At 47.5% G+C, this 19,556-nt stretch carries 5 protein-coding genes; all 5 read right to left on the minus strand.

Going from position 1 to position 19,556, the window contains the following annotated elements; genetic code table 11:
* Positions 1 to 28 precede the first annotated feature (28 nt).
* Entirely contained in the window at positions 29 to 1,105 is a 1,077-nt protein-coding gene (locus AC0J20_RS21805; RefSeq protein ID WP_473023352.1) for a GAF domain-containing protein, read from the minus strand.
* Between the two features lie 9 nt (positions 1,106 to 1,114).
* Complete coding sequence (locus AC0J20_RS21810; protein ID WP_473023353.1) at positions 1,115 to 3,334, minus strand: CHASE2 domain-containing protein; 2,220 nt, start codon at positions 3,332 to 3,334, stop codon at positions 1,115 to 1,117.
* Positions 3,331 to 4,179, minus strand: a complete 849-nt coding sequence (locus AC0J20_RS21815) for an MBL fold metallo-hydrolase (protein WP_229529278.1) — start codon at positions 4,177 to 4,179, stop codon at positions 3,331 to 3,333. The genes AC0J20_RS21810 and AC0J20_RS21815 overlap by 4 nt, the downstream gene beginning before the upstream one ends.
* Positions 4,179 to 18,629 (minus strand): Ig-like domain-containing protein, encoded by a 14,451-nt coding sequence (locus AC0J20_RS21820; RefSeq protein ID WP_473023354.1) that lies wholly within the window; start codon positions 18,627 to 18,629, stop codon positions 4,179 to 4,181. Before AC0J20_RS21820 ends, AC0J20_RS21815 begins: the two co-directional genes overlap by 1 nt.
* Before the next feature lie 27 nt (positions 18,630 to 18,656).
* A partial coding sequence (locus AC0J20_RS21825; RefSeq protein WP_473023355.1) for a hypothetical protein occupies positions 18,657 to 19,556 on the minus strand: 900 nt, incomplete at its 5' end.

A 19,556-nucleotide genomic window follows, 5' to 3' on the forward strand; every position in this document is an offset into this window, starting at 1 on the left:
TCACTCAAACCTGTCATCCACCCCCTGTCTAACAATACGAAAAACTGAGGCGACAACTATCCTGACACAGGGGGGTATTGGCTTTTTCCACAAACAGGTAGTCGTCAGTGATTTGCTGTAATTCCTGTTGCAGGGCGTCCTGGAGTTGCGTTTTTTCACCTTCCGTAGCCGAGGCTATTTTGCGCAGGTAGCTGAGCTCTGTGTCGCGTTTTGCCACTTCAAACCGGGTTTTAACCATGTCTATGCGATCAAAGACGCATTCCAGCTTTTTGGATTTATCCATAACGTATTCAGGCGTGGCAATCTTGCCGCAATCGTGAAGCCATCCTGCAATACTGAGTTCGTTCTTTTCTTCTTCGCTCATGTCAAAATCTTTGAGGGGGCCGTCACTGTAGCGGCATACGGCATCTGCGATCATCATGGTCAGTTCAGGAACCCGGCGGCAGTGCCCGCCTGTGTAAGGGGACTTTTCATCGATGGCCTGAGCGATAAGACGGGTGAATGACTGAAACAGATTTTCCATACTGTCTATCAATTGCCTGTTGGTTAACGCAACTGCGGCAAGTGAGGCGAGTGCTCTGATGGATTTTTCCACATCGGGTGAGAACGCAATAACCCGGTCCTGCTGGTCCTGCGCATTGATCAGTTGCAGGACCCCATTCAAATCCCCTTCGTGATTGGTCATGGGAATACAAAGTACTGACTGGGTGTGATAACCGGTTTTACTGTCCATAGTACGAGGCCCGGACAAATCGTATTCGGTCACCGAATAAACATCTTCAATATTGATTACTTTCTGTATGGCTGCGGAATGCGCCACCAACGCGGACGTATTCACCGTGCCGTCTTCTTTAAATATGGGGATTGCCGGGAAGGGAATGGGGGTACCTGATGAGCCGCCCATATACATTTCCATGCTGTCATTAAAAAGTGTGTCGAACTTTAATTGTTTTTCTGCGGTTACCCCATAAATGGTACCACCGTCGGCATTGGATAATCGTTTGGCCGCCAATAAAATCTTTTCCAGCAGTTTGGTGGTGTCATTTTCCGTAGACAACTCGATGCCAACATGTACCAATTCCAGTAACGTTTTATCGACTTCCATCAGGTGCTCCTACTTCGACGTGTGGGTGTAACTACCATCCCAGTCATCGGGTAATGTTTGGTCTTTTAGTAGTTCAATGCGCTCTAAATACAAAGTGTAAAGGATATCTTTCGGGTTTGCTTCAGTAAGTTGCTTAAATTGCTCACTGGCTTGTTGCCATTGCTGCGCCAGGTAACTGTTATAGGCTTTGTGGTACGCCGTCAACTCTTGTTCAAAGGTGTCGTTTATACGCTCAGGGGCAATGGGTTCAACGATAGCAACGGCTTCATTTTTACCTTTTACTTTAACACGATCAATTCTGCGGTGGGGGATACCCTCACATTGGTTTATCGTAGCCTCACTGACCAGCAGTTCGACACCGTAGAATTTGGTCAGTCCTTCCAGTCTGGAGCCCAAATTTACCGCATCGCCTAAAACGGTGTAGGCTTTTCTGAAGGTGGAACCCATGTCACCGACGTTCATATCACCGGTATTGATTCCTATGCCAACCTTGACTTCCGGCAATCCGTCCGCTTTAAACTCTTTTCGCAATCGGGCGGTTATGCGCAGCATTTCGAACGCCGTTTCGACCGCATTTTGGGCGTGTCTGGGGTCATCCAGCGGAGCCCCCCAAAATGCCATTACCATGTCACCAACATATTTATCAATGGTGCCCTGGTGCGTAAAGATGGTTTCGGTTATGGGATCGAAATACCGATTCAGTAGTAATTTCAGTTCATTTGCGGAGAGCTTTTCGGATATTGTGGTAAAGCTGCGAATGTCAGAAAACAGCACGGATAGTTCCTTCCGTTCCCCTTCCATGGAGACGCTGTCGGGTTCTTCCAGCATTTTGTCAATGTGGGCCGGTGGTACGTATTGATCAAAAATACCTTTGATTTGTTGACGCCGTTTATTTTCAGCAAAAAAACCGGTGCCTATGTTATACATCATGAGCAGCAGTACCAATAAGATCGATGAAGCCATTGGCAATGCGATATTGGCGTCTGTCCACAACAAAACATTGCCATAAATACTGCCACCCAGCGCAATAATGCCGGTAATTGCCATCCAGGAGGGTCCCAAAAGTGGCATCATTAAAGCCAGGATGATACCCAGAATGATGATATAAAGGGCCACTGAGGCTTCCCACCAGTCGGGTCGATACTTCAGTATGCTGGGGTCTAACAAACCTTCCAGTACATTGGCATGGACTTCTACGCCAGGGAACTGCACACCCACAGGCGTTGAACGCAAATCCGCTAAACCTACCGCAGAGGTACCAATGAAAACCACCGAACTGTCAAAAATGTCCGGATTCTTGACCTGATTATTCAGCACGTCGATGGCAGATATATAAGGAAAGCTGAATTGTGGGCCGCGATAGGGTATTAACACCCGTCCTTCGGCGTCAGTGGGAATGAGCTGATTACCTATTTTGATGCCTTCGACATTAACCAGATTACCCGCTTGTTGTGTTTTAACTTCGATACTGTCTGCCAGTGCGTAGAGTCTGGCAGCTTCCAGAGAGATGGAAGGCAGCAATTTGTTGCCATAACGCAACACTAATGGGCTGCGTCGAATAAATCCATCAGAATCAGGTGAGGAGTTCATGAAACCTTCACCTACGGAAGCATCGTGAAATTCAGGAATGCTGGATTCAAACCCGGAGTAATTGATGATACCCAGCTGAGCAGGAGGATGATCACTGCTGATGTTATGTGTGGGTAAGACACCACGGCGTAAATCACTTTGATTCAACAGATAGCTAAACATAACATCTGTGGCGTCAAAACTTTCCATGAATGCTTTATCACCATCCATTTCTTCGATTAAATTGACCACATCATTCAGCGCTAACGCTTTTTGGGCCAGCGCCTGGTGTACTTCCCGGGCAGGATTGCGCTCCCGGTCGGCAAATAACACGTCGAATACCACTACCACGGCTCCCATATCCGCCAGGTTATACACTAACTCTGCAAGTCGGGCTCTTGGCCAGGGCCAGCCAATAGCCTCCATGGTTTTGCCATCCAGATCAACTATGACGATGTCAGCAAACCCGGTAGAGCGATTGTCCAGTGTGGACTTTAAACGCAGATCAAAAATGAAGCCGTCGATACGATTGAATTGCAATGCCAGGGGAGTATTGGGATAGCGCGATACATAGAACTGCAACAAAAACACCAAAAACACCAGGCCGAAACCGGCCAGGATGGCTCTGCGATGTTCCCTGAGCGTTCTGATCGCGGTCATGGTTTATCGAAATCGATACACATGCCTTCCCGCGCAGCAAACAGATCCAGATCGGATTGGGCGACTTCAATGACATCACGACAGTGGGTCTCCACCTTTTCAATATCCTTATCTGTGCGGATGTGGTCGTGACTGTAAAGTGCCAGTCTTTTCGCGCGGCTGGCCATAGCCAGTTTTACGGCTTCCTCTGCCACTGAATGCCCCCATCCGGATTTGGCTGGCATATCGGACAGCATATATTGGGCATCATGGATAATCAGGTCGGCTTTTTCCGAGAATGACACCCATTCTAAAAAATCGGTTTCTTTTTGATAGGGAGGATATAACTCATTATCTGTGATGTAGGCAATTTTGGCCCCGTCGGCTTCGATCAGGTAGGAGCTGCCACTACCTGGATGGTTCATAGAATGACGGGTAATAGTTGCGCTGTTGAGTTTCCAGCTGATTTGCTCTTTGGGATAACTGACAATTTGAATATCCGACTGCAATGAACTGTATTTTACCGGAAAGTAACTGCCGCCCATCTGTTTCAGAAAGGCTTCGGGTTCGTCCGGGGTTGTTAAACCCGGTGTCACAAAAATCTTGCGCCCTGGAATGTAAATGGGAACAAAGAAAGGAAACCCCTGAATGTGATCCCAATGATTGTGAGTGAGAAGCAGATGAATTTCCTTATCGGATTTGGCCAGTTTTTCTCCCAATTTTTTAATGCCGGTGCCAGCGTCAAGAATAATGTCGGTACCGTCATTCAGTTCAACGTGGCAACAGGCAGTATTGCCACCGTATATTACGTATTCAGGCCCGGGGGAGGGGATTGAGCCACGAACCCCATAAAATGTTAGTTTCATTAATTTTCTTCTTCTTTTTGATAAGGGCCTGCCGCAATTGGGAATCTAACCGTAAAAAACTGCCATTGCTGGTCCACCTGGGTACTCCCTGTCACAAATACGTTACCCATAGAGTCTATGGCAATATCGCGCATCTTGTTGATTGGGGAATAGCGCCGTACCCCACCAAAATCACTTATTAAAGTACCGTTAGGTTTGTAGCGTAGCAAGGTAAATTCATTTTCAGTGTTCACTAATATGAATAGCGCACCAAAGGCGTCCACATTTACCGCTGTTGCCGTGTCGATTGATGATGAATCAATATCCGAGGTTAGGATTCCGGTCGAATTCCAGGACTCCGCCAGCGTGGCCTGATTATCCAGTGCGACCACCAACATGTCATCGTTTGATTCACCAACGGCATAGATGACGCCATCGCCATCTACAGTAACGTCAAAGAAACGCTGTTCAGAACTGGCTACCTGATATTCATAAATGCCATCACCGCTAAAGCTGCTATCCAGGGTTCCATCTGGTGAGAACTTAACGATCAGACCATCGATATCACCGCTATTATCGTAATAGCCAACTGCGACTAAACTACCATCTGAAGTAGACGTAATCGCCGTCAGATAGCTATCGGAATAGCTGCTCAGTTCAATGGTGCCCGAGGACGAGTTGAAGCTGCTATCAAAACTGCCAAAGGGATCATAGCGGAAAGCCACTCCTATATTGTTGGTGCTACCTACTACATATAGGTAACCATCATCTGCCAGATACTGGCCACCTAACAGATCATTCGAACCACTAAGCAAATCAATTAGCCCCGTACCGTAGGATAAAATATCAATAACGGCATTGTCAGATGCGATTCGGGCGTTGTATATGTCGGTATTAAGGCTATTCAACTTCAGGCCGGATTTTGAATTAAGCTGCTTATTTTTACTTAAGGTGTTTTTAACTACTATATTAACATCGGCTTGACTTTCACCTGTGGCAAAATATTGTCCTGCGTTGCTCACACTGAAACCATGGAATTGGCTGGATTCATTGTTTGGACTGTACATTTCAATGGCGTTGGCGGTTTGACCGTAGGAACCAAAACTATTGTCGCCATTGCCCGAATTATCAAATTTAGCGATGGCCATATCGTCGTCATAATCTGTGAGGTTTCGGCCATAGCCTGCCAATATCGGCCCTGAATAAGCATCCAGCGCAATCGCCAATGCGTGTTCACCGTAGCCATGGTCGAACACTATTTGATTATCGTGATTATTAACTTCGCCGATAGCAGACATAGTGACCAGGGTAAAATCATTGTTGGTGGTGCCAAAAAGCAATGCTTCGTCTGACGCTGTCAGTGCAAATCCGGCGATACTGCCCCAATTGAATACTCCGTGAGAGAACTGCGTGCTCCCGGCATTGACAAAGCTACTGTCAAATACCCCATTTGAGGTGAGTTTGACCATGCTTTCCTGGCTACCGTTTTTGGACACCTGTATCCACAAGTCGCCGCTACTGTCTGTTTGCATTGATGAGGTGGAGGTAGCTGAAATCTCATAGTTATTCAGCGCTAACAGGCCATCGTCATCAAAGCTGCTGTCCAGGCTGCCAGCGGCATTCACCTTAATAACAGAGGCGGCCTGGGAACTGGTATCTTTGCTCAGGATGTAAATGGAAGTCCCATCGGTGGCCCCTGTGAAACCCACATGCGCCGAGCCCTGGTCAAAAGTCTGAATACCACTGCTACCAAAACCTGTGTCTATCAGCCCGTCGGCATCCATTTTAATCAGTGCCGCTTTGTTGTAGGTGTCGAAATAGCCGCCAATCAGGTATATGTCACCTGAGTTTAACTGCACCATATCATAGACACTGAAGTTAGCATCGTTCAGCACTGTGTAGTTTACCCCTGCGTCAGCCGAGGAGATGTTGGTGCCCGCACCAAAACTATTATCATCACTGCCATCGGCATTAAAACGGTACACCCAGGGATAAAAATTGCTGCCATCTTTGCCTGCTATTAAGAATGTATCTGTGGCGGAATGATATAAACCTTGTGACGGGGTTAAGCTGACACTCCCACCAAAATCTCTGATGCCATCAGAATCGAAGCCGCTGTCCAGTTCACCACTACTGGTTAGTTTGGCAAGATACAAATCATCTGTGCCGGTTTCAACGCCTGCAATCACCAGATCCTGACTTCCCAATCCGATAACGTCATAGGGGGTAATGGAGGTAGATGCACCCGCATCTATTCGGACGTAGCCATGATCGCCAAAGGCGGTGTCGAAGTTGCCCTGGTCATCAGTTTTTATCACCACGAAATCTTTGTTGCTGTCATCCTGGCCGAGACTCCATCCGGCAATAAAGTAGTTGTTGTCACTGGCTTTGGTTATGTCGATTGCCTGATCCTGAGTTTTATTGCTGGTAGCGCGATATTCTCCTGTATAGTCACAAAACCCAAATGACGGTGCTGCCAGAATATAGTCAAACGTCACGGAAATATGCGCATCACTACCGGCATCCTCCGTATCAAAAATCAGCAATTGTCCCATGGCATCGGTGCGTAAAATCGTCGGCGTGTTGCTGACCCCACTGGACAAACTCAGGGTTTTAACACCACTGGTGCCATAACTGGTATCCAGTGTCCCGTCAGCAGAGATACGAATGATGCTGGTATTGGTACCTTGTTTCCCGGCGATATAGTAGTTGCCTCGGTAGTCGGGCACCATGCTGTAGGCAAAATCTGTGGATGCGCCATTAAGATCAATGATGTTTTCACCGGTTGACGAGTTAAAACTGCTGTCTTGTGCTACATCCCATTCTGAATTCGTATTATCCCAGGTGACGGTAAACTTATACAGAGCAAAATCATCGTCCTGGGTTCCGGCGACTATAATATTCCCATCAATGTCAAAGGCGAGGTCGTAACCATACTCATCAGCGCTATCGTTGAAGTAAAATAGCGGCGCATAGCTCTCGGCGTTGGCAAAATCATTGTCGGAACCATCATCAACGCTGAAACGCGCCAGGATGATATCACTGTCGGTGTTATTGCTACCGTGAGCGATAACATAAATATTACCTTCACCGTCTTCGATGGCGGCTTCCGGATTGACATCATCAATCCCGTAAATACTCAGCGCAGAGCCACTGTTAAAGCTGCTATCGATACTGCCCCCGCTATTTAACTGCACTGCGATAAGCTTATAGTTACCACTTTCAAAGGATTGGCCAACTAAGGTGATATCTGCATTGTCGTGGACCAACACTTCTGCCAGTAAGTCATTACCACTGAAACCACCGGCATCAAGGGTATGAATGCCGTCTGTACTAAAATTATTATCCAGCGAGCCATCACTGTGTAGTGCCATCACTGCGAAATCGTAATCTGAGGCGCCTGCGGCATTGGTATGTCCGGCAATGATCAATCCGTTGTCGGGACGGACTTTGACACTGATGGCGACATCATCAGCTCCCCCGAAATCATAGGTTTTCACAGCTCCTGAATTGAAAGCACTATCTGTGGTGCCGTCTCTGAGTAGACGGGTTACCGCAAAGTCGCCATCAGAGGTGCCCACCACCACAATGTTGCCGTAATTGTCTATTACGGCGTCATAAACCACTTCGGTTGTACCACCAAAATCAAAGTCCAGATTATTGCTGGTGGCAAATTCTTCGACCACAGTCAGATCGAATGTCACTGAGTCTGAATCAAAACCATCGGTGGAACTAAAGGTAATGGTGGTTGTGCCTACATCACTGGTAGTCGGTGTGCCAGTCAGGGTGGCGGTGATGCCATCAATGGTGTTCAGGGTCATCCATGCAGGCTCTCCGGAAATACTGAAGGTTTGATTTTCTTCATCGTGATCAAGTACTTTAAAGGTTTGACTGTAACTTTCCCCTGCCTGGGCATAAGCTGCCGGTATGGTGCATACATCTGGAGTAAAGTTCGCGCGTTTGATGGTAAGTGATGCTGTACCCTGAGTCGTGTAGGTGCCATCGGACACCTGATAAACAAAGGAGTCTGATAAATTATTGCTGCTGTTGTGCTCATAACTAAATGAGCCATCTGCATTTAATGTAAAGGTACTGGCATAGGCCGGGTTACTGACAATGGATGCAGTCAGTGAGTCAGCGTTGGGGTCGGTATCATTGGCCAGCACGCCTACGGTACTTTCCACCGTTGCGCTAATTCCACTGACGGAAAGCAGGGTGTAGTTATCATTAACTGAAACCGGCGAGTTATTGGTGACGGTAATGGTGATGCTGCCAGATGCTGAGCCGCCATTGCCATCGGATGCCGTGTAACTGATGGTGTCTGTCGTCGCAGCGCCAGCCGGAGCGGTATAGTCCAGAGTCGTACCGGAACCCGTGATACTGACATTCCCGTTGGTGGCTGAAGCACTGCTGATGGTCAATGGATCACTGTCACTGTCACTGTCATTACTCAATGGGGATAAGGTGACAGTAGTGCCTTGTTCGACGGTATCAATATCGTTTTGTACAACAGGAATTGCGTTCACATTGATGGTAATAGTGCCTGAATCTGTGCCGCCATCTTCATCTTCTACAATGTAGGTAATAAAGTCCTGATTACCTGTGAGTGCTGATTGTAATGTGGCGGTATAGCTGACGGTTCGGTCACCGGACTCAATACTGGCACTGCCGGCAGAACCGCTGACACTGGTGAGTATCAAAGCACTGTTTGCGGATTCTACATCTGTATCATTGTCTAATGGTGAAATAGACAGGGTGGCGAGTTCATTAATGGTGATACTGTCATTTACTGCTGTTGGGCGATTGGTCACGGTAAAGCTGATGCTGGCGCTGTCGGTTAAGCCATACGCATCCGTTATCTGGTAAGTTATGGTGGCGGCACCGGCAGTTGGATTAGAATAGGAAATCTGACTGTCGTTGAGTTTTATCGCCGTACCTGCAGAGGCATTGACACTGGTTATCACAAAGCTATCACCATCGGCATCGGAATCATTGCTCAATGGGGAAAGTGTGTGAGATTGATCTTCCAAACCCGAGAAGCTGTCATTCACTGCATCGGGTGCATTATTGATGGTAATACTTATGCTGGCACTGTCAGTACCGCCATTACCGTCTGAAATAGTATAACTGATGGTGTCCGAGCCGGTACTGGCGGTAGCTGTATAATCAATATTAAGCCCACCATTGGAGATCACAGATGTGCCTACGCTGGCGCTGGAGGAGGTAATTACGAGGGAATCGCTGTTGGCGTCTGTATCATTGCTTAATGGTGTCAGGTTGTTCACTGAACTGGGGGTAACGACATAACTGTCGTTATTGGCCACAGGGGCGATATTACCTGCTGTAATTGCGTTGAGGGAAATAACCCCTGTATCACTGCCACCGTATTCGTCGGATACCGTGTAATTAATCGAATTGGCACCTGCCGTGGCAGAGGTAAAAGACAGACTTAAACCGTCGCCACTGATTACCGCACTTCCTGAAACACTGGATGCGGCCGTAATGGTCAAACTGTCTCCATCGGCATCCGTGTCATTACTCAGCGGAAACAGGCTGGCAGCTGTGCCTACCGTGACATCTGACAGGTTATCATCAACTGCCACCGGCGCAGAGTTGGGCACAAGATTAACGGTTAAGGTTGCGCTGTCTGTACCGCCATTACCGTCACTGACAGTATAAGTCACCGTTTCAGTCGCAGTCAGTGAAGCAGGAGCGTTGTATTCTATTGCAGCATTGTCGCTGCTGATATTAAAGCCGGAAGCCGTTGTGGATAGGCTGGTGATAGTCAGTGGGTCACTGTCGGCGTCAGTATCATTACTGAGTACCTGGTAACTGTATATATGGCTACCTACAGCGTTGACCGTATCATTGTTGGCAATTGGGGCATTATTGGCACCATGCACCGATAGATAGCTAAAGAAAGTCGTTGTATTAATTCCGTCACTAACGACTAGTTTCATCTGAACTGTACCGCTAAACGAGGTAGCAGGTGTATAGGTGATGGTTTCATCAGTATTAATGATAACTGTGCCTGAAGCCACTTCCACGTCAATTAAGGTGACTGGATCAGACTCAGGGTCGGTTACGTGACTTAATATGTCAAAATTAGCTACCGTATTTAACGTTGTCGAAAACCCTGGCTCAGTGAATATCGGTTCCTGATTAAAACTAATTGAGTTAGGTTCACCCGGTATATCGTTCCTGGGTTCATAGAATCTGATTTTAGGGTAGTCAGATAATTCAAGATTCGGCGGTCCATACGAATAGCCCTGATATTGATCTCTGACTTCGTAATCCAACACCCAAATTCGATTTCCTTCCAGACGAATCGGCAGCCAGTAACGCGATTGCCAGACATAACAGCTTTGATTGTCACTGTCAGTACATTGCGAATATTGATAACGAAAGGTATCTGACGAATTATAATTACTGAGTGCTGAGATCACCACTTCGGCACCAGCATTGATTTGCCATTGCATATCGTAATCAGAGACGACGGTATCGTTATCGTGATCGAAGTAGGTGGATAGCGCCTTAGACAATCCGGAATTATCAAAATAGTAACCATTGCCGATGGAGTCGTTGAGTAAACCATCGTGATCAAAGTTAAATGGATTACTCAGGTTGTCGCCAATTTCCAGATAGTTACCATTAATCAGGGCATTAATTTCTGAGGTAGTCGTTGCCTCCGGTACTAACCAGTAATCAAGGGTAGAGTAGATCTTGTTGTTTGTATCTGAGGCTTTAACGAATACAGTGTTTTCTACATCACTGTGGTCCAGCCAGCGATAAACGGCACTTAGCGAATTGCCAAAATCTACTGCTACCGAACCGTCGGTTTCAACAGACCAGCTAAAAGATTGTTCCGTGATACTGCAACTTCCGGAGCCAGCATCACTGCCCGCTGAACTCTCTGTAAAGGAACACATATCGCTGGCAAATTGTTCAAAGTTGCCGGAGCTATCAGCTATGGCTACGGGGACAAACTGGCTGCCTTCAATGTCACTGGTGGTGAGAGGTAAAAAGTCGAATTTACTGGTATCCAGCATTTCCTGATAATCACCGGAATAACTGATTGCCACGCCACTACTGGCAGAAGTAATTTCCGGATAGGTACCGCTGTCTATCTGGAATATCTGATGCAATGTAATGTTAACTTCGTAATAGTAGCCGTGCAGTCGGATGGCATCGAGTTCATGGCCGGTAGTTGTGATATTTACAGGCACAAAGTTATCGTTGTGTGCTGCGACATAGGCGTCAGCTTCAGCCCGGGTGATAACACCCAGTGAACCGTCATTATTTACTTCGTCGTCCAGATCATACACATTGTAGTAAATGGTTTCTGCCACCGGGGTATCAAAATTGACGCTAACATTGCCATTGCTGTCTTTGCTCCAGGTCACCGTATCCGTATAGGTCGGTGTGCTGAGACGGCCAGAACCGGAACTATGTAAATCGTAAAGAAATCCATTTTCAAAGCCTGTAGCTAATGCTGTATTGACTGTGCTGTGCCGGGTTATCAGCAAATACTCGGTTTTATCCGCAAAATCATTCTCGATGTCCGTTTCACCAAAATAAACCAGGTTTGGCGTAGTCAGGCTCAGGTCATCGGGCGCAAAACTATAGGTGACGCCGTCAATGACATAATAAAGTTGCGCAATATTAGTTTCACCAGAGGGGTAAACGAACTCAAATGCACCATCGGCATGGCGTGCAACTACATGGGTTTTACCATCTACCTCATAATAAACAGCGGACACTTCTTCGCCAAACAGCACCTTAAAGTCACTGCCGTCAACGCTAATTACAAAGTCATCGACGTTGGAGTCGTCAAAATTGTAACTGCCACTGAAAATGGGGAGGGTTACAGCCACACTGATAGTGGCGCTGTCTGTACCAGTGCGTCCATCTGAAATCGTATACGAAATGGTGGCAGTTCCCTCAAAACTTGCCGGTGCGGTGAAGTCCAGCTCGGTATTGGTGTCGTCGATTTCCACCTCACCCACATCGGTACTGGCAGAGATAATGGTTAACAGATCGCCGTTCTCATCAGTATCATTGTCCAGCGGGAACAGGGCTGTCTGAATACCGCTGAATGCGGTGTCGTTGTCATTATTGGCCACAGGCGCGACATTTTCGGTTAACACGGAAATGACACCAACTGGGTATACCCGATTGATACCGTCAGAGACTTCAAGATAAAAATCCACATCACCAATGAAATCCACTTCCGGCACATAGCTCAGACTATTGTCTGAATTAATCGTCAGCGTGCCTGTATTGGCCGACGCAGACAATATTGTCAGTGCATTCGCCTCAGGATCAGCAAAGTTGCTAAGCATATTCAGGTTGCTGACAGGGGTATTGATATCGGTGTTAAAATCAACCATATGCCAGACGGGTTCCTGATTGAAATTAATGCTATCAGGGGCTCCCGGAATTTGGCTATTGAGTTCGTAGTAGTTGATACGCGGGCTGATGTGCTCTTCGTAACTGACCACGCCATCAAAAAATGGGCCTTCAGGGTTCATTTTCACCATTTCCCACACCCACAATCTGTCGCCACTGACAGCGATCGGGTACCAGACTCTGACTTCCCAGGCAAAACAACTGGCATCATCGCTATCTGTGCATTGATCGTAGGCATAACTAAATGCATTGCCACTGCTCAGGGAGGACAGGCTGGAGATATGTATGGCACCACTGTGCAATTCCCAACGACGATCTGTGTCTGTCAGAGTTGTGCCGACAAACTCAAAGCGGCTGCTAAGGTTTTTGCCAAGGCCACTGTCGTCAAAGTAGAAACCAAAGGTTTCGTCGATTTTAATGGATTTATCCGTGTCTCTGGCATCAGGGTTAGACTTGCTAAAGGCACTGTCAAAATAGTGATTGGATAGCAGGCTGGTGGTTTCGGTATCTGAAATGGTTGCAACAGATAGCCAGTACACATGGGTACTGTAGTGCTGTTGTTCTGTACCTGTGCCAACCGTCAATTCAACCGAAAAGGTGTTTTCAACGGCTAAATCGTCCAGCCAGCGATAAGCCGCACTGATCTGATTGCCAAAATCCAGGGTCAGCACATCGCTGGTGATACTCCAGTTGAATTCCTGGCCACTATGGGTGCAGGTGCCCATTCCGGTCTTGGGCGTTTGCGCAGATTCTGAGAAATAACAAAAATCAGCAATAAAACCCTCAAACTCATCGTTGTCAAATAGCGGAACATCTGTTGCGATACCGGCGGCCAGATCGTCATAGGTTAGTTTTTGAATTTTTAGTGAGTCAATATCCCACAACTGTCGCGTTTCTCTCTCCGTGGGGAAGTCAGGTGTCACACCGGCGTCAGCGCTGGTTATTTCCGGTATTTCACTGCTGTCGATGCGGAAGTTGAGATACAAATCTATTTCTGCATCAACAAATATTCTGTTGTCCCGTAAAAAGCGGAATACCTGACGAGCTTCAGTGATATACACAGATACAATCGCATCACTGTGTGCGGCAACATAGGCGTCGGCCTCGGCTTTAGTTATGACATGCAGTGCCACCCCGTCAGAATTATCATCGTCAAGGTCATAGACGTTAAACTGTGCAGTAAATTCTTCAGCGTTAATAAACTGAATATCCAGTTCACCGTCAGTTTCTTGCCAGGTTACATTCAGATCATAGTCTGCGCCCCGGACCATCCCGGTACCACCGACATTTAAGATGTAATGCTCACCGTTTTCGACACCCAACCTTAAAGGGCCAGTGAATGATTGTTGCCGAACATAAAAGTCGTGACTGTCAATTCCAATAAAATCATCGTTAAGTGATGCAGGTGGCCCAAAGGCAACATTGGCATTGCCGTTGTTTAGGTTCGAAACGGTAAATGAGTACTCGATACCGTTGATGGTGTAGTAAACCGTATTGATTGTGGCAGGCAACACAAAATCTCTTGGTGCAGAGGATTTAATGCCGCCGAATTGTTTCGCGCTTTTATCGGACGTACTGGTTCCTTCGATGGTGAGCTCAAATACGCCTTCATCATTGGCAGCAACAGAGACAAAACTGTCGTCTTCCTGATAATAGACAGCATCGACATCTTCACCAAATGTCACTGTGTAGTCATTGCCATCTGCACTGGCTGTTACATCGGAGTTGCCATCGCCGTCGGTATCAAACTCACCTTCCAGAGTTCGTTGTGTAATAGATATGGAGGCGGTTGATGATGCCGTTGCCCCGGAGGGATCACTGATGGTATAGCTCACAGTATCCGTTGTTGTGGTATCCGATGGAGCGGTATAGCTTATGAACGACTCATCACTGCTGATAGTGACCGTACCAAGGGTGGCTGATGCTTGTGTAATAGACAGCGTATCACCATCGACATCTGAATCATTGGCCAGTACATCCAGCTCTGTTGTTTCACCAGCGAATACGTCAAAACTATCACTTTTGGCCACAGGTGTCGTGTTTACGTTGTTCACTGTCACTGTAATGGTGCCCGTGTCAGAATCAGTCCCATCCGTTACTGTGTAACTGATGGTGTCGGTGCCGGAGAAATTCGTTTCAGCGGTATAGGTCAAAGATTGGGCATCGGTTGAGATTGTAACGACACCATTTTGGGCTGAGGCCGCAGAGATACTTAAATCATCACCTTCCACATCACTGTCGTTATCCAGTGGCGTAAGGGTGATAGATTCGCCCTCGTCAACTGTGGCGGTATCATCTGTAGCGATAGGGGCATCGTTAACGGCGATAACGGTAATTGAAATTCTTGCGGTGTCACTGGCATTGCTGCTATCAAACAAGGTATAGCTGATTCTGGCTGAACCATTAAAATCTGTCTCCGGGGTGAAGGTAACACTATTGTCAGCATTGACTACCGAAGTACCGTTAGTGGTGGTGATTATTTCTATGGTTAAGGGGTCATTTTCTGCATCACTGTCATTGGCCAGCGGGGAGACGGTTACAGATGTATCTTCGTTAGTGGACGCACTATCATTTCTGGCGTCTGGTGCGTCATTGACTGGAGTTACGGTGATCGTAATAGTGGCGCTATCACTGTTACCCTCTGTGTCGGTAGCAGTGTAAACAATACTGGCAGTGCCGAAAAAGTTGTCTTCAGGGCTGTAAATGATAGTCTCTGATGCGGTGACTTCTGCAGAACCATTGGTTACCGAGTTAATTGTTACACTCAGCGAATCGCCGTCTTCATCCGTGTCGTTTTCCAGTGGTGAAATCTCCACGGCGGTGTCTTCATTGGTCGATACACTGTCATCTTCAGCAACAGGGGCATCCTGAACGTTATTGATCGTGATGTTAATAGTGGCTGTGGCCGTTTCACCATCGGGATCTGAAATAGTGTAGGTGACAGTGTCTTCGCCCGGCGTGTCTGGCGCTGTGTAGGTGATATCCGTGTCCGAGAAACTGACATCCCCGGAAGTGGCCTGGGCACTGATTATACTCAGTGAGTCGCCATCAACATCGGAGTCATTGTCCATGGGAGTCAGAGTAATAGTTTCTTCTTCAGCGACAGAAATTTCATCATCCTGCGCTTGTGGGGCATCGTTTACGGCGGTCACTGTAATAGTAATTGTGCCATTGGCACTGTTGCCACCCGGATCGGTAATACTGTATATGATACTGGCTGTGCCATTAAAATCTGTATCAGGGGTAAACTCGATTGCCGCTTCTGATGTTATTTGCGCGCTGCCTTCGGTTACCGAGACAATCGCCAGAGTTAACGGATCGCCGTCCGGATCAGAGTCATTTTCCAGAGGAAGCAAGGTGATGGCTGTGTCTTCCGCTGTCTGAGCGCTGTCGTCGACTGCCTCAGGGGTATCATCCACATTGGTAATTGTAACGCTGATAGTGGCACTGGCCTGCTCGCCTTCTGTATCAGCAATGGTATAAGTGATCGTGTCTGTGCCAGGCTCTTGTGGGGCAACATAGGTAATGCTGTCTGCCGAAAAGGTGAGTTCTCCGGTTAATGCCGTGGCCGCAATAATGCTAAATGACGTACTGTCTATGTCTGAGTCGTTTTCTAATGGTTGAAATACCAGGGTTTCGCGTTCAGCGATGCTAAAGCTATCGTCCTGGGCCACCGGGGGGTCGTTAACCGGAACAACGTTAATGGTGATCACACCATCGGCAGAAGCGTCTGAAGGGTCCGTGATTCGGTAGGCCAATGTAACTGTGCCGCTGAAGTTTTCTTCCGGTATATAAGTAATGCTGGTGGTTGAAGCCAGTTCCGCTGTCCCGGCGCTTACTGAAATAATACTCAGTGTTAATGTATCGTCATTCGGGTCGCTGTCGTTGTCCATTGGCGAGATAACCACCGGTGTATCTTCATTGGTTTCTACCAGGTCATCAACCGCTACCGGCGGAGCGTTTGATGGCAACACCGTGATGATAATCGTTCCCTGGGTTATGCCACCCAACGAATCAGAGGCAGAATAATTAATGCTGACTTCGCCATCAAAATCGGTTTCAGGGGTGAATATGATATCTGTCTCCGCGGATACTACGGCGTTACCGGAGGACACGGAGTTGATGATAACGGACAAAGTATCCCCATCAGGATCACTGTCGTTTTCAAGTGGCGTAATAGTGACGGGCGTATTTTCATCAGTGGTGGCGGTATCGTCGTTAACCACCGGGGCGTCGTTAACCGCAACCACCTCGATAGTTACCGTTGCCTGTGAAGTGCCGTCAGCAAAAACCAGCTGATAACTGAAAGCATCGGTACCGTTGAAGTTCTCGTCAGGCGTGTAGCTAAAACTGCCATCGCCATTGAGGTTTAAATCTCCTGACTGTGTACCAGATAAAACGGCGACACTGAACTGATTCCCTGTGATATTGTCGTCGTTGGCCAGTACACCCGAAGCCGCATCCACCAATAAAGGTTCATCTTCGTTGATGCTGTAAAAGTCATCTTCTGCAATCGGCGATTCGGGCTGGCTGAGTACTTCAATCAATACTGTAGCTGTTGCAGTTTCACCCTCACTGTCAGCAACCTGATAGCTGAAGCTGTCTGAACCGAAAAAGTCAGGGGCGGGAGTATAAGTGAACGTCCCGTTTGATTGCAGGCTGACGGTTCCATTACCCGGTTGGCTGAGCAGTGTTGTTGTCAGCCCGGAAAATCGCTGCTCGCCCGGTAGGTCGGCGTCACTGTCATTAGCCAATACACCTTGCGTTGGGTCGGTAACCGATAAAACATTATCTTCATTAACCTGGTAAGTATCATTCGCGGCCACAGGTAGGTCATTAACTGCAGCGACTGCAATGGTCACCGTTGCCGTATCGGTTGCGCCATTGCCGTCATCTAGCTGGTAACTAAAGCTGTCAGTACCAAAAAATTGTGCATTTGGCTGGTAGCTAAATGAACCATCCTGGTCCAGAGACAAAGTACCATTGTCTGGCAAGCGACTAACACTGGTGCTGAGGCTGTCGCCGTCTATATCTGAGTCATTGCTCAATAGTCCATTGTTGGCTGACACTGACAATATTGCATCTTCAGCCACCTGAAAACTATCGTTATTAGCCGTTGGTGCGTCATTCACAGGACGAACTGTAATACTGACTGTACCTATTTCTGAGCCGCCCTGGGGATCATTAACGACATAGGTAAAACTGTCTTGGCCATTGAAATCAGGGGCTGGTTGATAGCGAAAGTCCCCATTTTCACTGAGCGTTACTTCGCCATTGTTTGGGGAAAAGTTTAGTTCAGCGGTGAGGGGTTGTTCCTCCGGATCGCTGTCGTTGCTCAGCACATTGCCCGTTACGCTGCTGTCTTCGTCGACACTGATGTTTTCAGATACTACTTCAGGGTCTTCGTTGTTCAGTGCTTCAATGCGGAATATCTGACTGTAGGCACTTTCACCACTGGTATCTGTGCCGGTGATCAGGCCAAAAAGCCCCAGCTCGTCATCGATATCCTCTATTGTTTGAGAGGTTGCGCGCAAAGCACGAAATGTGACACTGTCGGGCAGGCTATCAATATTATTAGGGCTGATTTCAGCTTCTGAGGCGACGTACAAATTATACAGGCTGTAGCCACTGAGTCCTGACCAGTTTATTTCGATAGAGCCAAAGATGCGGGTGATCTCAATGCCGGATATTTCCGGTGGCGTCCAGCTAAAGCGCACACTGTCGATGACGCGCTCACTGCCATTTTTGATGACCACAATTTGCGCCTGATGACTGCCAATACTGAGATTGTAATCACGCGGGTTTATCCCGGCATCAGTAAAGGATTCAGTGTTGCCACAATTGTTGCACACGGTTATCTGGCGGGCGGCGTTACCGTCAAAACGCAAGCGTACCGAACCAATTCCATCGGGGTCTTCCACTTTACCGGAAAACAGCAGGTTCCCATTAAAGGTATGATTATCACCGGGATAACGAAATTCACCCGTGGGAGCCGCAGCGGCTATCGAACTGAACAGGCATAATAAGCTGAAAAGGAAGTAACCAGTTTTGTTTAATTGCATAAGTTTCTGCATCATTACCACCCTTCATTATTCCCTTATTAAGAAGTTGCCGCTGACTCTGTTACCGCCCTGAGTTAAGCTAAAGTTTCCATTTAATACATCACCTTCATTGGCAAAAAAGGCTGAAATGTCACCCGTTCCCACTTGTACGGAATTGGGAATGCCGGGTTGGCCATAGGTGACACGGGTCATATCTAATTCCAGATCCGATTCAACAATCACGCCCTGGAATGCGGCATCCCAATTGCCCCCGTTATCTTCAACGGATAAATTTCCTTCACTGAAAGAGGTATCAAAGTTCACTCCAATACTGACATTGAGGTTACGTGGATTCTGATTGCCCGATAAAGAACTACTGATCAGCGTCGAGTAGGTAGCCGAACCGGTTCTGGCTGCAATGATCTCAGGGGAAACCCGTGTGTTATTGTCGATAACCTGTTCGATCTCTTCATCTCTGAGCTGTTCAGTTTCATCATTGAGTGGTGAGGTTTCGTTGCCCAATCCCGTTGATTGAGTATTAGTGTTTGTATCCAGCGATGGTGTGCCGTCCGATGTGGTGTCTATAGAGCCGGAATCGCTGCCGCCGGATGTTGTGCCCGAGCCTTGCTGATTGTTGTTGCCGGAAGAGCCGCTGCTCTGTCCTGAACCTTGTTGAGCGCCGGAAGAATCATCACTGCCATCTCCGGAAGTATCATTGTTTTCTGTATCTGATTCATTATTACTGCCAGTATCGTCAGAACTGTCATTGTCGTTGTCCTGTGATTGCTCTGAATCGTCGCTTTCATCAGAACTATCAGATTCGTCAGATTCATCGGATTCGTCAGATTCGTCGGATTCGTCGGATTCGTCAGATTCGTCAGATTCGTCAGATTCGTCAGATTCGTCAGATTCGTCAGATTCGTCAGATTCGTCAGATTCGTCAGATTC

Source organism: Planctobacterium sp. R6, assembly GCF_055755215.1.

Excerpts from the sequence above, each read along its gene's own strand:
- AC0J20_RS21815 (WP_229529278.1), bottom strand. The coding sequence starts at position 4,179 with ATGAAACTAACATTTTATGGGGTTCGTGGCTCAATCCCCTCCCCCGGG.
- AC0J20_RS21810 (WP_473023353.1), bottom strand. The coding sequence starts at position 3,334 with ATGACCGCGATCAGAACGCTCAGGGAACATCGCAGAGCCATCCTGGCC.
- AC0J20_RS21805 (WP_473023352.1), bottom strand. The coding sequence starts at position 1,105 with ATGGAAGTCGATAAAACGTTACTGGAATTGGTACATGTTGGCATCGAG.
- AC0J20_RS21820 (WP_473023354.1), bottom strand. The coding sequence starts at position 18,629 with ATGCAATTAAACAAAACTGGTTACTTCCTTTTCAGCTTATTATGCCTG.